This is a genomic window from Mucilaginibacter sp. KACC 22773 (genome assembly GCF_028736215.1).
Classification (GTDB): Bacteria; Bacteroidota; Bacteroidia; order Sphingobacteriales; family Sphingobacteriaceae; genus Mucilaginibacter.
In genome coordinates, this window is record NZ_CP117883.1 from 4,878,078 (window position 1) to 4,899,527 (window position 21,450).

Annotated in this window: 13 protein-coding genes; 9 read left to right on the plus strand and 4 right to left on the minus strand. The window is 44.7% G+C overall.

Features of this window, described 5'->3' with window-relative positions; all coding sequences use genetic code 11:
* Positions 1-206: 206 nt before the first annotated feature.
* Complete coding sequence (locus PQ469_RS19900) at positions 207-7,142, minus strand: cellulose binding domain-containing protein (protein WP_274209249.1); 6,936 nt, start codon at positions 7,140-7,142, stop codon at positions 207-209.
* A gap of 535 nt (positions 7,143-7,677) precedes the next feature.
* Here PQ469_RS19900 and PQ469_RS19905 point away from each other — a divergent pair.
* The 4 genes from PQ469_RS19905 (at position 7,678) to PQ469_RS19920 (ending at position 9,848) form a co-directional block, all read left to right on the plus strand.
* Positions 7,678-8,001 carry an ArsR/SmtB family transcription factor gene (locus tag PQ469_RS19905; RefSeq protein ID WP_090648125.1) on the plus strand — a complete coding sequence of 108 codons (324 nt, stop codon included), beginning with the start codon at positions 7,678-7,680 and terminating at the stop codon, positions 7,999-8,001.
* 18 nt (positions 8,002-8,019) lie between these two features.
* Positions 8,020-8,442, plus strand: a complete 423-nt coding sequence (locus tag PQ469_RS19910; protein ID WP_274209250.1) for an SRPBCC family protein — start codon at positions 8,020-8,022, stop codon at positions 8,440-8,442.
* Between the two features lie 307 nt (positions 8,443-8,749).
* The gene (locus PQ469_RS19915) at positions 8,750-9,322 is read left to right on the plus strand and encodes a Crp/Fnr family transcriptional regulator (RefSeq protein WP_274209251.1); all 573 of its coding nucleotides are present in this window, start codon (positions 8,750-8,752) and stop codon (positions 9,320-9,322) included.
* An 85-nt stretch (positions 9,323-9,407) separates the two neighbouring features.
* Positions 9,408-9,848, plus strand: coding sequence for a carboxymuconolactone decarboxylase family protein (locus PQ469_RS19920; RefSeq protein ID WP_274209252.1), 441 nt, complete (start codon positions 9,408-9,410; stop codon positions 9,846-9,848).
* A 133-nt stretch (positions 9,849-9,981) separates the two neighbouring features.
* Here the strand turns inward: PQ469_RS19920 and PQ469_RS19925 are convergent, their stop codons facing one another.
* Positions 9,982-12,555: a phosphoenolpyruvate carboxylase gene (locus tag PQ469_RS19925; protein ID WP_274209253.1), complete on the minus strand. Its 2,574-nt coding sequence runs from the start codon at positions 12,553-12,555 to the stop codon at positions 9,982-9,984.
* Between the two features lie 283 nt (positions 12,556-12,838).
* On the opposite strand from PQ469_RS19925, the gene PQ469_RS19930 reads away from it, so the two are divergent.
* From PQ469_RS19930 to PQ469_RS19950, 5 genes are all read left to right on the plus strand, one after another.
* Entirely contained in the window at positions 12,839-14,983 is a 2,145-nt protein-coding gene (locus tag PQ469_RS19930; protein ID WP_274209254.1) for an FUSC family membrane protein, read from the plus strand.
* A gap of 364 nt (positions 14,984-15,347) precedes the next feature.
* Entirely contained in the window at positions 15,348-17,111 is a 1,764-nt protein-coding gene (locus PQ469_RS19935) for an ATP-binding protein (RefSeq protein ID WP_274209256.1), read from the plus strand.
* 88 nt (positions 17,112-17,199) lie between these two features.
* Positions 17,200-18,075, plus strand: a complete 876-nt coding sequence (locus PQ469_RS19940) for an AraC family transcriptional regulator (RefSeq protein ID WP_090648101.1) — start codon at positions 17,200-17,202, stop codon at positions 18,073-18,075.
* 13 nt (positions 18,076-18,088) lie between these two features.
* Complete coding sequence (locus tag PQ469_RS19945; RefSeq protein WP_274209257.1) at positions 18,089-18,502, plus strand: DUF983 domain-containing protein; 414 nt, start codon at positions 18,089-18,091, stop codon at positions 18,500-18,502.
* Positions 18,503-18,570: 68 nt separating this feature from the next.
* Positions 18,571-18,720 (plus strand): hypothetical protein, encoded by a 150-nt coding sequence (locus PQ469_RS19950; protein WP_177183799.1) that lies wholly within the window; start codon positions 18,571-18,573, stop codon positions 18,718-18,720.
* A gap of 106 nt (positions 18,721-18,826) precedes the next feature.
* On the opposite strand, the gene PQ469_RS19955 is transcribed toward PQ469_RS19950, so the two are convergent.
* Both PQ469_RS19955 and PQ469_RS19960 read right to left on the minus strand, forming a co-directional pair.
* Positions 18,827-19,156: a hypothetical protein gene (locus PQ469_RS19955; protein WP_090648089.1), complete on the minus strand. Its 330-nt coding sequence runs from the start codon at positions 19,154-19,156 to the stop codon at positions 18,827-18,829.
* Positions 19,157-19,607: 451 nt separating this feature from the next.
* The gene (locus PQ469_RS19960) at positions 19,608-21,446 is read right to left on the minus strand and encodes an ABC transporter ATP-binding protein (RefSeq protein ID WP_274209258.1); all 1,839 of its coding nucleotides are present in this window, start codon (positions 21,444-21,446) and stop codon (positions 19,608-19,610) included.
* Positions 21,447-21,450 lie beyond the last annotated feature (4 nt).

Sequence of the window (21,450 nt, forward strand, 5' to 3'; positions counted from 1 at the left end):
TACCTGTTTAAGGCGATTTATCAATTGGTGTACTAATTTAGCAATTATTAAATTTTTTATCTCTAATAAATGATTGTTTTTTTAACACTTATTTACCTGCCCGCTATCTGCTTAAAGTAAAAATGGGGCGCAAACCTGCACCCCATCCGGGTTAATACCTTATTTTCATGTAACGCCGCATAAATCGACAGTAGTCATTATCAAAATCAGTTGATAATAATTTTTACGGCATACTGGTTATTTAGTTGCAAGATATAATTACCTGAAGGTATGTTTGTATTCAATTGTACCGGCAATAGGTTCCCGGATTTTGTTGCAGATTTTCGGTATACCACTTTACCATAAAAATCGGTGATGGTAAGCTGCACATCACCATCCGGAATAATTGGCGTTGTACGTACGGTGAAATGTCCGTTTACTACCGGATTTGGATACGTCACAAAACCGGGATTCTCCAAAGCCGGCTTTTGGAATTCCATAGCATTATTCCCGGCCAAACTCAGGGCAAATGATGTCGGCTGGTAACTGCCCGGCTCGGTTCCGTATATCAGGCTGCCTTTATAGTAAACGCAAACGTGGTTATTGGCGCTCATTGCGCCTGTTTGGTACGAGTAATCATTAGCCTGGTTAAGCGCCGACCAATCTGCCTTTGCTATCCGGTACTGGATATTTCCCGAACTGGTGAGCGGGTACAACTGCCCTGCCGTCGAGTCTATCTTCAGCTCCAATTCCGAATCGGCGGTGCTATAGGACGGGCTGAGGCCATAAAACTGTCCGCTGATCTTTGTGGCGCCCAGTTTAGCATAATCTATAAAATAGTTAAGGCCGGCGTTAGAATCTTTTGTGAAAAAATAGCGGACCTTTATATCCTTGTAGCTTAAGGCCGTATTGCCGGTATTATCAATCCTCAGGTAAGTACTTATGGTGCTGCTGCCTGCTGCTATGCTTTGTGTAAAAGCGGTAACGGCTGTTGAAGGCTGAATAAGCGAAGGTTCGGTACCCCAAATTAAAACATTATTTCGGTACAGGGTAAACTTGCTATTCTCGGCATAAGCTGTGCCCGGCTGATATGAATAATCATTACTTTCATCAAATAACGACCAATCTGAATTGGCCACCCGCGTTTGGATTTCCCCGGTATTGGTTTGCGGTGCAAGCATAGCCGTACCGTTATCGAACGAATATTCAATATACCCAAAAGCGTTATTCCTTGGCTGGGAAAGCGAAACGTACCTGCCCTTAATTTTGCTATTGCCCATTTGCGCGTAATCCACGTAGAAATTTATTCCCGCGTAATTTTCGGCGGTTATCCAGTAGCGGGCGGTCAGCTCGCTGTAAGCTACCCCAATGCTATCTGTGCTGGCTATCATCAAATAAGGCTTGATAGTGTTATTTGTTAGTTGCCCATTGTCGCCATCTTTATACAATACTTTTAATTGAACAGGCAATACCCTAAACTGCTGACTTACCGCGGCCGAATCATACTGAAAATTGCCCTGCTGCATGGCGGTAATAGTAACAGTACCAGGCCCCACAAGGTGTACAAGCCCATTGTTAACAGCAGCCACCCCAGGATTTGAGCTGATAAAAGTAACCGGAAGCGAAGAGGTGGATGATGCTGTTATGGTAAAATCAGCATCGCCAAGGCGCTTAACGCTGATTGGATTAAAAGTGATTTGCTGTGTTTTTTTACTAACGATTAACGTTTGAGAAACCGGTATAGCCGGACGGAAAAGATCAAAACCAGCCTGGGAAGCCGTTATGCTGACAGTATCGGCCTTGATGATATGTAACTTTCCGTTAACAACCGAAACTACCGAAGTATCAGAACTGGTATACAAAACCGGCAGGCCGGAAGAAGCCGTGGCGGCAGGGTCAAAATCCGCATCGCCAACAAATTTGGCCGGCATGGCAGCAAAGGTAATAGCCTGGTCTTTTCCGGTTAAACCGGCTATTTCGGCTGTACTTAAAGCGCGGCCGTAAATCCTGAAATCGTCAATAGCACCTTTAAACATCGGGTCGTTAAACTGCGATTTGCCCAGATAGTTCTGGGTAGTATTGCCCAGGTCGGCGGGTTTGATGGTGATTGTGGTACTTGTTGCCACAAGCGCGCCGTTAATGAACATACTAAGCGTGTTGCCGGATTGCGTAATGGCAAGGTGTGTCCAGGTATTTAACGGGAAAGTATAGTTATACCTCAGGTTCAATTCGGCCGGCGTGCCGTTTTTTATACCGTACCCTACAATTGATTTACCACCGGTAACACCTGTTTGCACGGTTAAAAACATATAATTAGTGGTGCTTGAGCCAAAGTCAAATACCCGCATCCAGTTTGAAAGGGCATCCATTTTTACCCATGCCGCTATAGTAAAGTTGTTCAGGGTACTTACAAACCCTGCAGGCAGCGTAGCGTAGGCGGTTGACGTGCCATTTAAATAAAGCGACTGATCAATATAACCGGCCTGTCTTACTGCCGCAGTTGCCATACTGCCATGCACAGCGCTCCAGGAATCGAGTATTTGGGTTCCGCCGGCTTCATTAAACCTGTAATAATGTACCTGGCCAATATTTGGGGTAGCAACGGCTACGGCGCTGTTAGGGTTATCGGCATTATTGATAACGGCCGAAACTACGTAATAATAAGTGGTACCGTTAACCACAGTAGTATCTGCAAACCTGTTTGTTGCTACATTAGCTAATATCGTAAATGGTCCTGCCTGGCTGGCCGAACGTTTTACATTATAAGCCGCACCATTCAGTGCATCCCATTCAAGGATTGTTTTTTTATCGCCGCTTGCCACATTAAGCCCGTCGACAACATTGCTTTTAATAACAAAAGTGATAATAGCGGTAGCGGTTAAAGTATCATTAGAGGCACTTACCGATACCGGGAAAGTGCCAACCTGTACCGGCGTTCCTGAAATAATTCCTGTAGCGGTATTTATAGCTAAACCGGGAGGCAAGCCGGTTGCATTAAAGCTTTTGGGCGAATTTATTGCTGTAACCTGGTAACTGAAGGCAGACCCTACAATGGCCTTAGCCGAATCGGCGCTGGTTAGTAGCGGTGGTGTTGTTCGGTTATCCCTTAAAATTACATCATTGCCGGTACCGCCCTTGTAACTGATGCGAAAATTGGTACCATTAATGTTGACCATCGACAATTCAGGCAGATTTTTAAAAGTTCCGGATACCGCAGCAGTACCGGTATTGTTTATAATAGTAAAAATAGTCCCCCTGGGAACTGAATCAGCCGACAGGCTTTGAATGGATAATAAAGGAGCGTTCAGCGTAACGGAGCCCGCTTTTACCTGGTCGGCACTATCTTTTGCCACTTTAATTTCGGCTTTTAGGGTAGCATCAACATTCATGGTTAATAGTCCTGTCACCGTCATTGTGCCAATGGCGTTACTACCCGGCGACAAAAACGATCCTGCACCGCTGCCCGAACCAAGGGTGAGCGCCGCGGCGCAAGTGCCTATACCACCAACGGTACCGGCATTTACCAATACCGGGCTGGTTACCTGCCCAACGCTATCAATAAGAAAGGCGCCCGCATTTACAGTTGTACCACCGGTATAATTATTAGTGCCGGTAAAGCGCAAAGTGCCCGTTCCCTCTTTAATAATGGCAATTGCGCCGGATATAATGCCGCCGAAGGTTGTGTTTTTGTTTAATGCGCCAATACTGATAACAGGGCTGCCGTTGTCCCTCCTCATTTGCCCGTTTCCTGATAATGCACCAAACTGCAGTACACCGGTAAAGGTAAACCCATGGGCATCGGTAAAACCGCTGTTTAACACCCAGCTGGCTTTCGCGCTGCCGGATGTAGGCGTATTGAAACGGATGCGTGAGTTGGAGCTTCTGTTTATCGAAATGAAAGTTCCTTCAAAACCGGTGTTATCTCCGTTTAATTGCAAACCCTGAGTGTTATTGCCATCGTGTTCAAGGGTTCCCTTACCCAGCAGCCTGCCCGCAAGCGCAAGGCCTCCCCCATCAATATACATATAACTTTTTACCGAATCTTTAACAATTACATCGTTGAAGATAGTGCCGAAGCCATTATTCATCAGTGCCCCACCGTTCAGGATAATCTTACCTGTTCCGGCGGCTCCCGATAGCGGAGCTCCTATTGTACCAGTTCCTGTACCTCCAAGCTGCAATGCAAAGTTTGGCGGCCACCCGCCGGATCCCCCGCCATTTACAATGGTATTTCCCGAATAGGTGTTTAGCCCCTTGAGCACAACCGTGCCCGATCCGCTTTTTACAATTCCGCCGCTGCCGCTTATCACCCCGCCCAGGGTTAAAGCTCCTGCATTAGTGGTAACAGAAACCGGCCTTGTTATAACCACCGGTAAATTAATAACCTGCCCATTGGCCGAATAGTTATAAATATCGTTCCCCACAGTTACACCGTTACCGGCAAAGGTATATGCCGCCGCATTGCTGTTAAATATCAGCCTGGGTATTTCCAGGCCGTTAATATCGTTGTTTAACGCAGTTACTGAAGAATTATTAAAAGTTAAAAGCGCTGGAGAAACAGGCGCCGTAGTGCTTTCCCAGTTGGCAGGGTTTGTCCAGTTGGCGTCGGCTGCTGTTGCGCTCCAGTTGTTTGATGATGCTCCCGGCACACCAAGCACCTCGGCCGAGTTGCCACTTTCGAGGCTCGATCCCTTCGAGGCAACCACATAATAATAGTATCCGCCGTTGCTTAAATTTTGATCTGTATAAGTAGTATCTGTCACTCCGCTTGCTATTATTGTATACGGCCCGCCACTGATTGCCGCACGTTTTATGGTGTAAGTAGCCGCGCCGGTGGCCGTATGCCAGCTAAGGCTGACTTTTGAATCAAGATTGGCGGCACTTAACGACGTAACCAGGGAAGGAGGCAACAGGATACCCGCCTCGTTAGAATTTGAACTTTCCAACGCACCTGCGCTGGCAGTAACCACATAATAGTTAGGCCCCGGGTAGGGATTGGCATCTGTATAAGCAGTTGATACTACATTTGATACGATTACAGAATACGGCCCGCCCGAAGTTAGCGAACGCTTAACGGTATAGCTGGTAGTATTTGGCGATGCAACCCATGAAAGGCTAACGCTGTTGTCATTTTGTTTAATAAGTGCAAGCGATGCCGGCGCCGCGGGTGCAACGTTGTTCCTGACGGTAATTATCAGCAAATCGGATCCGGTGCCGTTAGCGTTAGCTGCTTTCATCGTTACCACATATTTACCAGGCGTAGTTGGCGAACCGGAAATAACCCCTGTTGTCGGATTGACTGACAGCCCGGGCGGCAATCCATCGGCCTGGAATGAGGTTGATGAAGGCGATGTAAGTATGGTAAATGAATAGGGCAAATTTACAGTAGCTGTATCTGCGTTTGCACTGGTTATCACCGGCGCCCCGGCAGGAATGGTATTGGTAATGCCAACATCCGTAAAGGTGGACGAGTTTAACGCTGACGCGTTGTGCGAAGTAACACATAACCCAACGTAGGCTGTGGCCGATATTGGTGTTTCTACAGTGGAGATACAGGTCCAGTTTATACCGTCTTCTGCATGGTATGCATAAATTCTGGTGCCCAACCGTTCCAATTTCAGCCAGTAAGGCGCACCTGCAATGCCATGGTTCTGGTAGCCGGCCGGCGGATTATTCCATGATACATTGGTTTTATTCCAGGCCGTGGCACCACGCCAGGAGGCATCCGCCTCGCCCGATTTTTTGATGAACAACCCCACATATTTGGCATTTTCGGCAAGCGACTCGCGGAACATGACCCCAGCCTTTGCATCGGGGCTGGTATTATCTATGGCAGTTACCCGCGTAATGATAGCTGCATCGCCGGTTATTTGTTTAAATGCAAAATGGAAAGCATCCGGAGCCGTAAGCGGTGGCACCGGTATATCGGCCCCGGCGCCTTTTATGGTCCATGTGCCGTTGCTATTGCCTGCGCTTCCGGCCAACCCCACATTGCCTACATCAATATCAGCAAGGCCTGCAACGCCCGCAAAAGTAGGGTGGGTAATTGGAGCGGGTATTGTTGCTGTAGAATTATCGGCCGTTTTAAGAAACAAAAATGATTCAACCCCTTCTCCTATCAGGCTATCGAGTTTCAGGGTATAGGGTGCCGGCAGGCCTTTGCGTAAAGTATAGGCACCCCGGATAATATTATAAAAATTCATTTTGCGCCTGGCACCCCTGGGGCCACCAAAGCCACCTCCCCAAAACGCGTATGCGCCCCCAAACTTAATGTAAGGAATGTCGGTAGTTTCGGCCTGGTATTGCGAATACAGTTCGCTTGCGGTAAGCAAACGGTTATCCAATTCGCCAAATAAATCTATCCCCTGCTTCCAGGCTACTTCCGCATTCCACGCAAGGGCTTGTAGCTGGCCTGCCCAGTGCCCTTCGTCCCTTCCGCTGTCTCCCACCTCGCCATTACTCAGGCTGTTGGATAATCCCCCGGCTGCATCTTTACGCAGGTCGGCTATAGCCTGGTTCCATTTTGTGGCATCGTCCAAAAAAACAGCTATGGCCAGCGCCGCCTTAAGCTGAATAGCGCCCTGGTTTGCGCCCCTCACCGGGTTTGGTACATCCACCTGCGGCCAAAGCACGTTGTTAAAGTAATTATTAACATTTGTGGTGTTTGCAGCCGTCCATCCAGGGTAGGTAGATTTAAGGATATCCGCGGCAGTAACATACCGTTCGGCGTAATCACCCAGGTCAAGGAAAGTTTCGTCGCCCGTCCACTTGGTGTTTGTTACCGCCCAGGCATTCAGTATATCGGTGGCTTTTTGCGCGTAGGCCGTGTTGCTGGTAAATACATACATAAATGTCAGGTTAAAAACAGCCTGCATGTCGTTCTTGAACGGTGTATTATTAATATCAGGCGCCCTGCCCACAATAGCGAAGGGGCCTTGCATGCCGTATGTCAACTGCGATTTGGCATCCGCGGCAAACGCAGTATAAGCAGTTTTCCAGGGCTCCACAGCAATATTTGCTTTTAGTTGTGCCAAATCGTAATTGGTAAAGGGGATGCCGGGATGGACAAAGGTTTGCCCGCATGCCTGCTTTGGTGCGGCAATGATAACCGGCAGCACCCACAAAAAAATTAGCTTAAACAGTTTTGGTAGTTGTACTTTCATAATATAGGTTTTAAATAGGCTTCAGTAAAAAAAGCATAACAGGTATGGGTAGCAAACTTCAATTAGCAGTATAATCGCCCGTCTGCCAGATAGGTTACCGCTGAAATAAAACAGGGGCCTATGGTTCAGATAAGCATACCGGAAATTAAAACCCGCTTAAAAAATTAATTAATTGGTTATTATATCGTACAGACATTGGCTGCCCTACATCAAATCAACAGGCATCAACAAAGCAAATGTCAGTGTTTTACAAATCTTTTAACAGCTGCATAATGGCCAGATACAGGTGGCAAAATGTATTTAAAGCAATTGCAATAAAATGTTATTCACCCTGAATATTTTGTTTCCTTACACCCTGTTGCGATAAAGACACCCTTAAAGGAAATATATACTCACCAGGATTCAAATAATTTGCAAACTGAGTGAATACAGGTGCTTTTTATTTCGGCATAAAAAATGAAAACAAATTTTGCGTAACCATTTGGTTTCATATATATTTGTAACCAAATGGTTTCATATAGTCATTTTTAAACATATGCACCGAGACGTTTTTAAAGCCATTGCCGATCCTACCCGCCGCGAGATCATCAACCTGATTGCCCACCAAAGCATGAACCTGAACGCCGTGGCCGATAACTTTGACATGAGCCGCCCCGCGGTATCCAAACACATTAAAATATTGACCGAATGCGGCTTACTGGTGATTAAGCAGCAAGGCCGCGAACGCTATTGCAGGGCCGACCTGAAGCAATTGAAAGAAGTTACCGACTGGGCCGAACAGTACCGCCGTTTTTGGACCAATAAACTGGATGCCCTTGACGCGTTTTTAACCAACGAACAAAACACACCATCTATATAAACAAAAAATTGAAAAGCTATGAACACAGAACCTTTTGTAATTGAGCGCATTTACAAAGCTCCCATCAGCAAAGTTTGGGCGGCTATTACCGATGTTAATAAAATGGCGGAATGGTATTTTAAGCTGGCCGATTTTAAACCCGTAGTAGGCTTTGAATTTGAATTTACCGGCAGCGACGGCACCACAGAGTTTTTACACAAGTGCAAAGTTACCGAGGTGGTTGACGGCAGCAAGCTTACCCATAGCTGGACGTACGACGGCTATGAGGGCTATTCGGAAGTAACATGGGAGTTGTTCCCCGATGGCGACGGAACCCGCCTTAAACTTACGCATGGAGGCCTGGAAACTTTCCCGGGTTTGCCGTCATTCAAACGCGAAAACTTTGTGGCCGGATGGACACATATTACTGGCACATCGTTGAAAGAGTACCTGGAAAAATAATTAAAACCGGATTGAAGAATCTTGAAAAGAAAGACTTTTGTAGGATTGGGGTAACATGTTTGATAAGGCGCTAAAGGGATATTTGGAAAGGTACTGCCTCGCTCCACTGCCATCCTGAGGAACGAAGGATCTGTCAGCCGTGCATGACCGATAGAAAAGTTTGTAAGCAGATCCTTCGTGCCTCAGGATGACAGTCTTTTTTCGAATGACATCCCCCCCTTTGCGGCCTACGGAATTTTACAACGTGACACGTCCAAGGGGAATAACCCTTTTTTGCATAGCCCACTCAATACTTGTATTATTGTATGTGCAATCTACTCTTACAAGCCATATTAAAAAGTTCGTTCAACTTACCGCGGACGAGGAACAGTTGATCAATGCGGCAGTAACTGTAAAAACGGTTAAGAAAAAAACATTCCTGCTGCAACCGGAGCTTGTTTGCAAAGAACTTTTTTTTGTAAGTAAGGGTTGTCTTCGCCTGTATTTCATCAACAAAAAACTAAATGAGCAAACCACACTGTTTGCCATTGAAAACTGGTGGATGACTGATTTTGACAGCCTGGAAAGCGGCCGTGCATCTTCCTGCTACATCCAGGCGGTTGAGCATACCGAAGTCATCAGCATCAGCAAAAATAAACAGGAGGAGCTTTTTGAGGCAGTGCCCAAACTGGAACGCTATTTCAGGATAGTATACCAACGCGCCTTTAGCGCAACCCAAACCCGCATTAAATATATTTATGGCATGAGCGACGAAGAACGCTACCGCCATTTCAGCAGCCTTTTCCCGGCATTTATGCAGCGCGTGCCTCAATATATGCTGGCATCGTACCTGGGCTTTACCCCACAGTTTATGAGTAAAATAAGGGCGAAAAAAGTTTAGCTATCCCTCATTTTCTTAACCTTGATTCATTTTTTGAGGCCTGATTTGTCGCCACCTTTGGGGTATTAAAACAATACAACACAAAATGAAAACAAGAGTAAGTATCGGTAAAACCGACCCGGAAGCCTACAAGATATTATTAAACCTCGATCAATATATTGCCAAAGGCGTCGTAAGCAAAACCCACCGCGAACTGATTAAGATCCGCTCGTCGCAAATCAATGGCTGTGCCTTTTGTATAGATATGCACACTAAAGACGCGCGCAAAGCCGGCGAAACCGAGCAACGTATTTACGCCCTGAACGCCTGGCGCGAAACGCCATTTTTTACCGAAGAAGAGCGGGCCATCCTTGCTTTAACCGAAGAGGTAACCCTGATACAACACCACGTATCTGATGCCACTTATGAAGCTGCCGCAAAGGTTTTGGATGAAGCGTATATAGCACAGGTAATCCTGGCTATCATCGCCATTAACGCATGGAACAGGTTTGCTATTTCAACAGGGATGGAGCCGAGCCCCCTCTAAATCTCCCCCGGTAGGGGAGACTTTTATTAGCAGGCGGCTTAAGACAAAACAAAACGGCGGGACTTCCTTAAGAAGTCTCGCCGTTTTGTTTTCAAGCCTCCCCTACCGGGGGAGATTTAGAGGGGGCCGGGGCTTACGCCAAATTCCTCCCCGCGTTCACTATACCGTAAACCGTCCTAATCACCAGCTTGCGATAAATTTCTATCAGCTCTTCATCCTTGCAGTTGTTTAAGCACTGCAAGGCGTAATGCTGCATAATAACCAACGGCAATACAATTTTTTCGCGGATGGCAATTGATTTACGTTCAACCGGGTATTCTTCCATTAGTACGGTGCTGCCGGTTAGCTCCAGTAACATGGTGCGGGTAAGCACAAACTCTTCCTTCAGCATTTTCCAGAATTCGCCAAATTTTTTGTCTTTTTCCAGGTAAGCCGTAACCCTGAAATCGGATTTCGACATCGACATCATACAGTTATCAAGCATGGTTTTAAAGAAACCCGATGTTTTGTACAACTCCTGCACCTCGTGCCAGTTGCCATCATCTTTCATCTTTTTTAATGAAGTACCTACCCCATAAAAACCGGGGATACTTTGTTTAAGCTGGCTCCAGGAGGTTACAAAGCTAATGGCGCGTAAATCTTCCAGTTTCATAGGCCCGCCGCCGCCGCGTTTGGTTGGCCTGCTGCTGATATTGATTTTTGACAGTAATTTAAGCGGACTGAATTTTTCAAGGTACTCTAAAAATAACGGGTGTGCGCGCAGCGCCATAAAAAGCGAGTAGCTTTCGTCGGCCATTTCCGATATCAATGTTTTGTGCCTGGTACCCAACAAATCTTTACGATCGGGATGCAAGGCAGAAATAATACCGGCGTTAAGCAGTTGCTCCATATTAAACCTTGCCGTTTCAACAGAGCCGTATTGCGAGCTTACTGTTTGGCCCTGTATGGTAAGCTGAATGTGCTCATTTGCAATGTCGTTGCCCATTGAGGCATAAAAACGGTGTGTTTTACCGCCGCCACGTGCAGGCGGGCCTCCCCTGCCGTCAAAAAATGCCAGGCTGATGCCGTATTTACGGGCAATAGCCGTCATTTCAACCTTAGCTTTATATATACTCCAGTTGGCCATTAAATAACCGCCATCCTTGGTGCCGTCAGAGAAGCCGAGCATAATGGTTTGCCTGTTGCCCCGTAATTTTAAATGTTCGGCGTAATATGGGTGGGTGTACAGTTGCTCCATGATCTCGCCTGCATTAGCAAGGTCGTTCACGGTTTCAAACAGCGGCATAAAGTCAACTTTCAGGCTATCTTTTTTCCATCCACTCCATAAAAACAAATCAATCAGCTGCAAAATATCAGATGCACGCTGGCAGTTACTGATAATAAAACGCTGGCAGGCCTTCTCCCCGTTGCTATGCTGAATTTGTTTTATGAGCCTGATGGTGTCCAGCGTATCGCAGGTCATGGCATCGGCATCTTCGGCACGGTGATAGTCAACCTCGTTAAAGGGCAGCTTTTTCAGCTTTTCTTGTTCGTCCAAATCGGTGTAGCCTTCAACAACGCCGGTATCGGCTTGCGAGGTTACAAAATCAAATACATTGCGCAGCACACGGCTATCCTGCCTGATATCGATGGTAGCAAAATAGCAGCCAAACAAGCGTATCTTTTGAATCAGGTTTTCTACAACATCTAAAAACAGCCCGCCGTGGTCGGTTACCAGGGTGTGCTTAATGGTTTGCAGCAAATCTAACAGCTCGCCCTGCAGGTCTTTTGGGTCGGCCTGGTGTTCATTGGCATTCCTGTAAATCAGTTTTTCCAGCTTGGCCATCGGTTTTTCAACCCCACGGAAAGTTATGCGGCGTTTAAGCACCCGGTAATCGCGGTAGTAACACCTGAACAGGCGCTGCCTTAAATACCTGGCTACTTCTTTTGTGCTTTCGGTAGTTACGTTGGGGTTGCCATCCCTGTCGCCGCCCGGCCAAAAGCCCATCTCCAGCAATTGGTTGGTTGGGTCAATCTCAAATTCTTCTTCCAGTTTTGATTGGATGCCCGATACGGCATAATAAAATATGTTTTCTAAAAACCAGGTAAGGCTTATGGCTTCATCAACCGGCGTTGGCGATGTTTTATTAAAGAATGGTGTTTTGCCCAACTGCTGCAGCAACACATCAATAGTAGGGATATCGTTAACTTTTACGGCCTCAATAAGGTCTGTCATAATACCCAGTACAGTACCCGGATAAAATTGGGTTGGGTGGGCGGTAAGTACCAACCTTAACGAAAAATCTTTAAGTTTTTCGCTTATGCTTTTGCGCGTTTCATCGCTTATGGCCGCTTGTTGCAACAGGCTTTGCAATGTACCGGTATCATCAAATTTGCCTATTTTATTAAATGACGAATCTTCAATGGCATCAAACAAAACCACCTGCCGTTCGATATATTGTATAAAACGGAACATGCGGTTAATTTGCTCGCGATGGTCAATATCCGGCACGTATTTTTTAAAAAAACTTTCGATAATTTCTGTAGGCGATGCGTTCATGGCGGCACCCTTTTCGCAATGCGAGCTAAAAAAGGGCAGCAAAATTCCGGTATCCTTTACCTGGTAAAACGGCAGGGTTTGGAACAAACTGTTATACAACTCAAAACGGGTTACAACTTCGCTGTTAAAAGTTGTTTCCCTTTGACTGAGTTTTGAATTTAACGACATAGCACAAATAAATTGAAGGTTAAAATTGATGGGTAAAGGGCGAGCCACAATACCGGCGGTGAATTTAATTCATTTTTGGCAAAAAATAGATAATTACTAACAAAAAACTAATATTAATGCCATATTTACTAAAACCATGTCAAAATATTTAATTATTGTAAATTTACAGTGCATTTTGAGTGCAAAAAAAGCGTAAATGAAAACATAATATCAGTTTCAACAAAAAACCAATCATAAAAGTATTCATCGTAGCTTTATTGCCGGTAAAAACGGACAAAAAATAATGAAATTTAACACCCGCGAAATCAACAGTTTCTTTTACAGTCAGTATTTTTCTGATGGTTTACGGATCTCGGCTGGCATCCTGCTGCCCTCGCTTTTGTTATTGGAGTTTGACAAATTTGATCTTGGGCTTACCCTATCATTAGGGGCGTTATGCATTTGTGTTATTGATACCCCCGGCCCGGCAACCCATAAGCGCAATGCTATGGCAATTGGCAATTTGTGCCTGCTCATTGTAGCAGTTACCACGGGTTTCGCACGCCTTAATATTTACACCCTGGGGCTCGAAATTACTTTATTCTCTTTCCTGTTCAGCATGTTTACGGTTTATGGCAACAGGGCTGCGTCTGTTGGTACATGCAGCTTGCTCATCATGATATTTATGATGGATAAGGCCCTGGCCCCGTCAGATGTATTGCTGTACAGCCTGCAAATACTGGCAGGGGGGGTATGGTACATGTTATTTAGCCTCATCTTCTTCGGCATCCGGCCTTACCGGGCTGCACAGCAAACCCTTGGCGAAAATGTGGCTGACATTGCCAAATTCCTGCGCATTAAAGCCGAATTTTACAATCCTGAAAGCGATATTGACGAAAATTACCGCAAGTTGGTAAGCCAACAGATACAGGTAAGCCAGCACCAGGATGCCGTGCGCGAATTGTTATTTAAAAGCCGCCTGGTGGTAAGGGAATCGACCCCATCAAGCCGAATCCTGGTTTTAACATTTGTTGACCTGGTAGATATGTTTGAGCAGATTATGGCCACGCACTATGACTATTACCAGATGCGCGAAAAGTTTAAGGATACCGGCGTATTGAACGAGATAGCACGCATTATTCACCACATGGCCGATGAACTTGACGATGTGGCCTATATTGTATTATCAAACACCCGCCACCGCCATGTGATGGATTTTAACCTGGAGCTTGAAAAGCTAAAATTAAAAATAGACGCAATAGGTAAAGATCAGCAGGAAACAAGCACATTGGTGTTAAAAAAGGTGCTCATCAACCTGCGTAACCTTACCGAAAGTATTAACAACATTTACAACTACTATAATTCAAAAACCTTATTAAAATCCACAGAAATAAAGGGTGAAGTAGAGTACTCCCAGTTTGTAACCCACCAGGATTATGCACCACATATTTTCTTTGATAATTTCACATTCGGGTCGGGCGTTTTTAAACACGCGTTGCGGGTATCGCTGGTTTGTTTGGTTGGCTTTATAACAGCCAAAACCATAGCACAGGGCCACCATAGTTATTGGGTATTACTAACTATCATTGTAATATTAAAACCGGGTTTCAGCCTATCCAAACAGCGCAATTACCAAAGGCTGATAGGCACCATCGGCGGCGGCGCAATTGGCATACTCATCTTGAACTTTATACCCGATAGCACCGTTCAGTTTATATTGCTTACCATATTCATGATAGGCGCATACAGCTTTCAGCGGCTAAACTATGTAGTCAGCGTTATTTTCATGACGCCTTATGTGCTTATTTTGTTTAAGTTTTTAGGCGTAGGCCTTTTAAATGTTGCCCAGGAACGAATCCTGGATACCGTGATAGGCTCATCTATCGCATTTATTGCCAGTTACCTCATTTTTCCAACCTGGGAATTTGAGGTAATTGAAGAAACCCTGCGGGATGTGGTAGCGGCCAATATTAAATACCTGATTACCATTGCCGAAAGTTTATCGGGCAAAACCATAGGAACTACCGCTTTCAAGCTGGCCCGTAAGGATATCTATGTAAAATCGGCCAACTTATCGGCTACTTTTGAGCGCATGACATCCGAGCCCAAAAGCAAGCAGCGTAACGTAAAAGAGGTGCACAAATTTGTGGTACTTAACCATATTTTATCATCGTACATAGCCGTTATACAAGCGGGCCTGGTAAAAAATGCGCAACGACCGCACCCCGAGGCACTGCGGTTGCTCAAAAAAAACATATCAGTACTTAACGAAAGCAACAAAAAACTGCATGGCCAAAGCATCGATTTTAACATAGGTAAAACCGCGCCGACCACCGAAATTGACAAACCCGAACTTACTGCCGACGAAAACCTACTAAAAGAGCAACTGGGTTTTATCAATAAAATAAGCTACGATATTGCGAAGGTGACGGATAGCATTTTAAAATAGTATCAAGTAGTTAGTATCAGGTATCAAGATTTTTTTGCTTTTTTCCGCTGCTTGTGTCCTCACAAGCAGCTACCCGTAATGTCCAATTTAACAGCGCAAACTCACAACTCCAGTCTTGATACTTGATACTAACTACTTGATACTAATCCTACGTTACGCCATTGGCCGGTATCCGCGCCGATCCTAACGCAAATTTGTCTGAATCTGAATTAACCGAATTAAAGAATTTCCAGAATTGCCCACCTTGTTGGTCAAATTTACCTCACTACTAATTATTTTTTATTCAAAAAAAAATCGCTTATTTAACCTATCTTTTTAACACTTTATCACGTATAAATTCCTTATAATTAATTATTTATTTTAAATGGAAAAGCTGAAACGGATTATTGGTTATGGCGATCCAGCTTTATCGCTCGAGAATAAACTTTTTAATGCCATAGCCTTATTCATTTGTCTTGATAACGTCATATCCATTATTATTAATGTTTTTTTGGGATTTAGCTGGGGGCTGATATTGGCTAATCTTTTTTTACTAATCTTTTCTGCATTTGCCTATTACCAAAGCCGTTTTGTACGCTATAGTGAAAAAAAAGTTTACATTTTTATTGGCTTTGGTATTGTCGCTATATTCCCCGGTTGGTTTTACAACGGGGGTATCAGCGGATCAACCACCCAGATAGGCATCTTTTTAATTGTATTGATAACGTTATTAATAAAACAGCGTTACCACTATATCTTCATCGCTTTGTTGTGTGTTGTATTTGTTACCTGTTATCAGTTAGAAAAAATACATCCCGAATGGGTAACAGGTGCCGCCAACAAAGCATCTGCCGAATTTGACTTGATAGCATCTGCCGTTATTAATATAATAGTAGTTGGTCTATTAATAGGCTTTATTAAAAAAAGCCACGAAAGCGATAAACGGGATTTAATTAAAAAAAGCGAGCAACTGCAACAATCGCAAATTGAACTCAGGTTGTCAAAAGAAGAAGCCGAAGCCGCCACCTTTGCCAAATCAAACTTTTTGGCCAATATGAGCCATGAAATACGGACGCCATTAAACGGCATAATCGGTGCTTCGCAATTACTATCACGATCTGCGCTTACACCAGAGCAGCATGAGCTATTGCAAACCCTGCAATCAAGCGGTCACATCCTCATCAATATCATCAGCGATATTTTAGATATCTCCAAAATAGAGGCCGATAAGCTAACCATTACCCCGGTTACTACCAACATCAGGCATTGCGTTAAAACTATTATCGATATCAGCCAGCCCGGCATTACCAACCTGCGCAAACCCATCAACCTGAGCTACCATGTAGATGATAATGTATCGCAATTTGTTAAGGTTGACGAAGGCCGCCTGCAACAAATTTTGGTAAACCTGATAGGCAACGCCATTAAATTTACCGATGAAGGCGCCGTTACGGTAACCGTAAAAGGATCCCAAATAAAAGATGGGGTACAAGACCTCAGCTTCCGCGTAAAGGATGATGGCATTGGCATCAGCCAGGAATCATTAACGCAATTATTTAAGCCATTTACCCAGGTAAATACAACGGCGTTGCGCAAATATGGCGGCACCGGCCTTGGTCTGTCCATCTGTAAAAAACTGGTCGAACTGATGGGTGGCAAAATATGGGCCATCAGCAAGGAGGCCGAAGGGTCGTTATTTATTTTTAATTTGCCTTTAAGGGTTGCCAATGGCGAATTACCGGCCGACGTAAAAACAGATAACAAAGAAGTATTCCAATACCGCCCGCTAAAAATTCTCCTGGCCGAAGACAATAAAATGAACCAGCTGATTGCAAGCAAAATTTTCAAAAAGGTTGGTTATAGTATAGATATTGCCGAAAATGGCCGGGAAGCAATCCTGATGAGCGACAAGCAGCATTACGATCTCATATTTATGGATGTACAGATGCCTGAAATGGACGGGTTACAGGCTACACGTACCATTATAAAAAAGCAGGGCAAACATGCGCCGCCTATCATTGCCATGACGGCCAATGTTTTAAGCGAGGATGAAAATGAATGTACCATGGCTGGCATGAAAGATTTTGTAAGCAAGCCTTTTACCTTTGAGCGGTTGGAGAATGTGATTCAGAAATGGACTAAAGCTTAATAGATCAAAATAAAAAAATCAGTAAATAGTACCATTCAAACTATGTACAGTACCATTAAAGCGGTGGTATTGTGTGTAGCTTTGAATTATGATACAAAGCATTCCTATTTATGATATTTGTTCCCTGTCCGACGTTCGGCAGGACGATCTGCTGGTAAGCCGGTTTGCGCCGTATCTTGATAGTCATAAAAGTCTGTTTTTTCCGCATAGGCACTCGTTTTATCACCTGGTACTATTTACCCATGGTGCAGGTACGCACAGCATCGATTTTGAACGCTTTGACGTAAAGCCAGGCCAAATATATTTCATGGTTCCGGGGCAGGTGCACTCCTGGCATTTTGAGGGGTTTACAGATGGCTACATCATTAATTTTTCGGAAGCTTTTATCCAGTCGTTTTTATTACAACCGGGATACCTGGATGGTTTTTCGTTTTTTAACGGCAATTTAAACGATGCCGTTGTTAATTTACCCGCCAATAGCTTTGCCACTGTAAAAGAACTGTTTGAGCGCATCATCAATGAAATAAGCAGCCCTGCACCATCTGGCAGCGATATGGTGCGTTTGCTGATGTTACAAATTTTTATCCTTGTAAACAGGCTTAATAATAACCCGGTTACTGCCGGTAAACTAACCTACAACCAAACATTGCTTAAAAATTATCAAAAATTAATTGAACAGCATTACGCCGATATTAAGCTGCCAAAAGATTATGCCGAACTGCTGTACATCACCCCAAACCACCTTAATGCCGTTTGTAAGGACTTATTGGGTTTATCGGCCGGCGAACTGATCCGCAACCGCACTTTGCTGGAGGCTAAGCGCTTGCTTACCAATCCGCAGTTGAGCATAAGCGACATTTCATTCAGGTTGAATTTTAGCGACAACTCCTACTTTACTAAATTTTTCAAAAAAACAGAAGGCGTTACCCCCGAAGAATTTCGCAAACAAATATTAACATCTTAAACTGGATAACATTATGGAAACTACCCAATATAAATTAGCAGCCTGGCCCGCCATAGTACATGCAAAATGCCCCCGTTGCCGCCGTGGCGACTTGTTTGCCAACAGTATGTATGGCTTTAAGGGTCAGGTGATGAACAAAACCTGCACGCACTGCGGCCTTGTTTATGAACGGGAACCCGGGTATTTTTATGTGGCTATGTTTGTGAGCTATGCCCTAAACGTTGCCGAAATGGTTACCCTTGCCGTGGCCATTAGTGTTTTAACCGGCAGCAGTAACCCCTGGCTGTATTGTGCCATTATATTAAGTGTGGCTGTAGTATTATCGCCGTTTAATTTCAGGTATTCAAGGGTGATACTGCTCCACTGGCTTACTCCTGGGTTACATTACCATCCCGAAATGAGCAAGGATAATTTTGTACATCATTAAACCCTGCGTAGCGCTTTCTGTCAAAATTACAACAGTCCACATTTACCGCGACTTTAATTTTTTGAGTTATGAAAGCAAGAATAGAAACCATAAAAACCGACATGTACAAAGTATTTATAACTGGCAATGCCGATAATGTGCAATTAGCCAAAGCCTACTTTTTACTCGCCATTCCCGTGTTAAGCATATTTTTTACATTTGGGCATTTTAAATACTAAGAGCTGCCGGGCAACTTGCAAAAACAAGACAGCCGGTACATTGCTATACCGGCTGCTTGCAACTGTTTCCCTAACTAAATTAAACTAAAAAATTAACTGAATCGAACTATTTGAATTTTTGGGGCAGGCTAAATTGATTGAATACTACTTGAAAATTGTCCAGGTATGAGTACTTTTTATAGACCTGTTTTTGTTTGCCATTAACCGCGTAAAAAAGATATGACTGTGTGTTATCCTTTAAGCCTGTAAGCACAAACAGGCCGGTTTGGTCGGCAGCTATTGTTGAATCATGCACAGGGCTGTCATCGTCGGGCTCCGGCGATGTAAATTCATCTGTTTGCGATTGAACCTGAGGATCGGATGCAAAAACACTGGCACATGCCAATAGTACGAGTGATGCTATCACGAAGAATAAAAAATGGTAAAAAAGTTTCATAGCGATAGGCAGATTAAATTCGGGACTTAGGTATTAAATAAATGTTACATCAAAGATACGGCTTGACATTTAAAAAACACACGGTGTTTTCACTGAAAATGCATACGTAGTTTTACGCAATTTTCAAGATAAATGGAATTTATCAATATTTTTTATAGCTAAACCCAGCAAATTTTGTATTCTTTGTAACATACCTATTACAATCATTAGTCATTAGTCATTAGTCATTAGTCATTAGTCATTAGTCATTAGTCATTAGTCATTAGTCATTAGTCATTATGGAAAGCTGCTTTGACGAAGATTGTTTTAACTATTTAACATAATCCAACTCACAACTCACAACTCACTACTCACAACTCACTACTCACTACTCACAACTCACAACTCACTACACACAACTCACTACTCACTACTCACTACTCACAACTCACTACTCACAACTCACAACTCACTATCTATATCCCGCCGCCTGCAAATCAAACAGTTCGGCATAGCGGCCGCCTTTCAGGAGCAGTTCTTCGTGGCTGCCAATTTCAGCAAGCTCGCCTTTTTCGAGTACCAATATTCTGTCGGCCATACGCACGGTGCTAAACCTGTGCGAGATCAGTACTGCCGACCGGCCTTTGGTGAGTTCGGCAAAGCGTTCAAAAACATTGAATTCGGCGCGGGCGTCGAGGGCCGAGGTTGGCTCGTCTAATATTAGTAACTGGGCATCGCGCATATAAGCGCGGGCAAGGGCAACCTTTTGCCATTCGCCGCCAGACAGCTCAACACCGTCGGCAAAGCGTTTACCCAGTTGCTGGTCATAAGCGCCGGGTAGTTTGGCAGCCAGTACATCGGCCAGGCTTTGGCGGGCCGAGTGTTCTATCAGCGGCCGGTTATCCTGTTCGCTTATTTTACCCACGGCAATGTTTTGTGCAAAACTCATTTGGTATCGCAAATAATCCTGGAAGATAATGCCTACGTTAAGCCGCAAATCGGCCAGGTCATATTCGCGCAGGTCGATGCCATCTAATAAAATGCGGCCCTCAGTAGGGTCATATAACCGGGCTAATAATTTAACCAGGGTGGTTTTGCCGGCCCCGTTCTCCCCTACCAGCGCCAGCTTTTCGCCGGGATAAAGGGTAAAACTAAGGTGCCTGTTGGCCCATTTATCGGAGTTGAGGTACCTGAACCCAACATCCTCAAAAGTAAAGCCCCGCCGAATAGTTTCAGGGAATGGCAGGCCACTTACCGAAAGTTTAATTTTAGGCTCGATCTCAAAAAATTCAAAAAAATCGCGCAGGTAAATAGCCCCCTGCGATACGGCTGTAAAGCGGGTGAGTATTCCCTCGAGCAAAGCCCGCAACTGCCTGAAGGAACCTGCCAGGAAAGCCAGTTCGCCAATGGTTACACTGCCTTGTACCGCGCGGATAATAATCACCACATAAGCGCCGTAATAGCCAAGGCTGCCCAGCATGGCAAAAAACGTACCCCATAAGGACCGGTTGATGGCCAGCCGCTTATTATCAGTATAAAATTTATTCGAAAGCTGTTTAAAGCGGTCGATGATAAACCCCGAAAGATCGAATATTTTTACCTCCTTGGCCGTTTCGTCGCTGGCGCCCAGGTAGCGGATATAATCCAGTTCACGCCTTTCGGGCGTTTGGCCGCGGGTAAGGGCATAGCTCCGGTCGTTAAAGTACGATTCGCCTAAAAAAGCGGGGATAATGGCTATAAGGAGCAATATTATAAGCCATGGGTTAAAGGCCATCAACCCTACCGCCAAAAAGCCCATGGTTATTAAATCCTGCACCTGGCTCATTACCTGCGATAGTAATATGGTGCGCCCAACGGTTTGCTGCCGTGCGCGTTCCAGCTTATCGTAAAACACCGAATCTTCAAACTGATCAAGATCCAGCGTGGCGGCGTGCGCCATGATTTTTACGGATGTGTGGTTGCTAAATAAATCGCCAAGCAGGCTATCCATCAGGGTAATTGCGCGACTTAACGCATCGGTTAATATCGCCAAAGCAAACTCAAGCCCTACCAGCTCCCAAAGCTGGGCCATATCTTTTACCTGGCTGTGGCTTATGGTAACCACCTTATCAATAATAAGCTTGCCCACGTACAGCAGACCAAGCGGCATGGCCGAGCGGGCAATACGCAACAGGGCGTTAACTACAGTCATCCAGCGGTTGGTTTGCCATACCAACCTAAAAAAGGCAGGCAGGTTGCGCAACGCGTCGAAACGTTCTTTTAAGGTTATTTTGTTGTCGATGGTATTTTTGGGCGGGCGGTTGGTATTCAATATA

Coding starts and splice junctions, on each gene's coding strand:
- PQ469_RS19900 (WP_274209249.1), bottom strand. CDS start 7,142: ATGAAAGTACAACTACCAAAACTGTTTAAGCTAATTTTTTTGTGGGTG.
- PQ469_RS19905 (WP_090648125.1), top strand. CDS start 7,678: ATGCACCGAGACGTTTTTAAAGCCATTGCCGATCCTACCCGCCGCGAG.
- PQ469_RS19955 (WP_090648089.1), bottom strand. CDS start 19,156: ATGAAACTTTTTTACCATTTTTTATTCTTCGTGATAGCATCACTCGTA.
- PQ469_RS19920 (WP_274209252.1), top strand. CDS start 9,408: ATGAAAACAAGAGTAAGTATCGGTAAAACCGACCCGGAAGCCTACAAG.
- PQ469_RS19910 (WP_274209250.1), top strand. CDS start 8,020: ATGAACACAGAACCTTTTGTAATTGAGCGCATTTACAAAGCTCCCATC.
- PQ469_RS19930 (WP_274209254.1), top strand. CDS start 12,839: ATGAAATTTAACACCCGCGAAATCAACAGTTTCTTTTACAGTCAGTAT.
- PQ469_RS19925 (WP_274209253.1), bottom strand. CDS start 12,555: ATGTCGTTAAATTCAAAACTCAGTCAAAGGGAAACAACTTTTAACAGC.
- PQ469_RS19935 (WP_274209256.1), top strand. CDS start 15,348: ATGGAAAAGCTGAAACGGATTATTGGTTATGGCGATCCAGCTTTATCG.
- PQ469_RS19950 (WP_177183799.1), top strand. CDS start 18,571: ATGAAAGCAAGAATAGAAACCATAAAAACCGACATGTACAAAGTATTT.
- PQ469_RS19940 (WP_090648101.1), top strand. CDS start 17,200: ATGATACAAAGCATTCCTATTTATGATATTTGTTCCCTGTCCGACGTT.
- PQ469_RS19945 (WP_274209257.1), top strand. CDS start 18,089: ATGGAAACTACCCAATATAAATTAGCAGCCTGGCCCGCCATAGTACAT.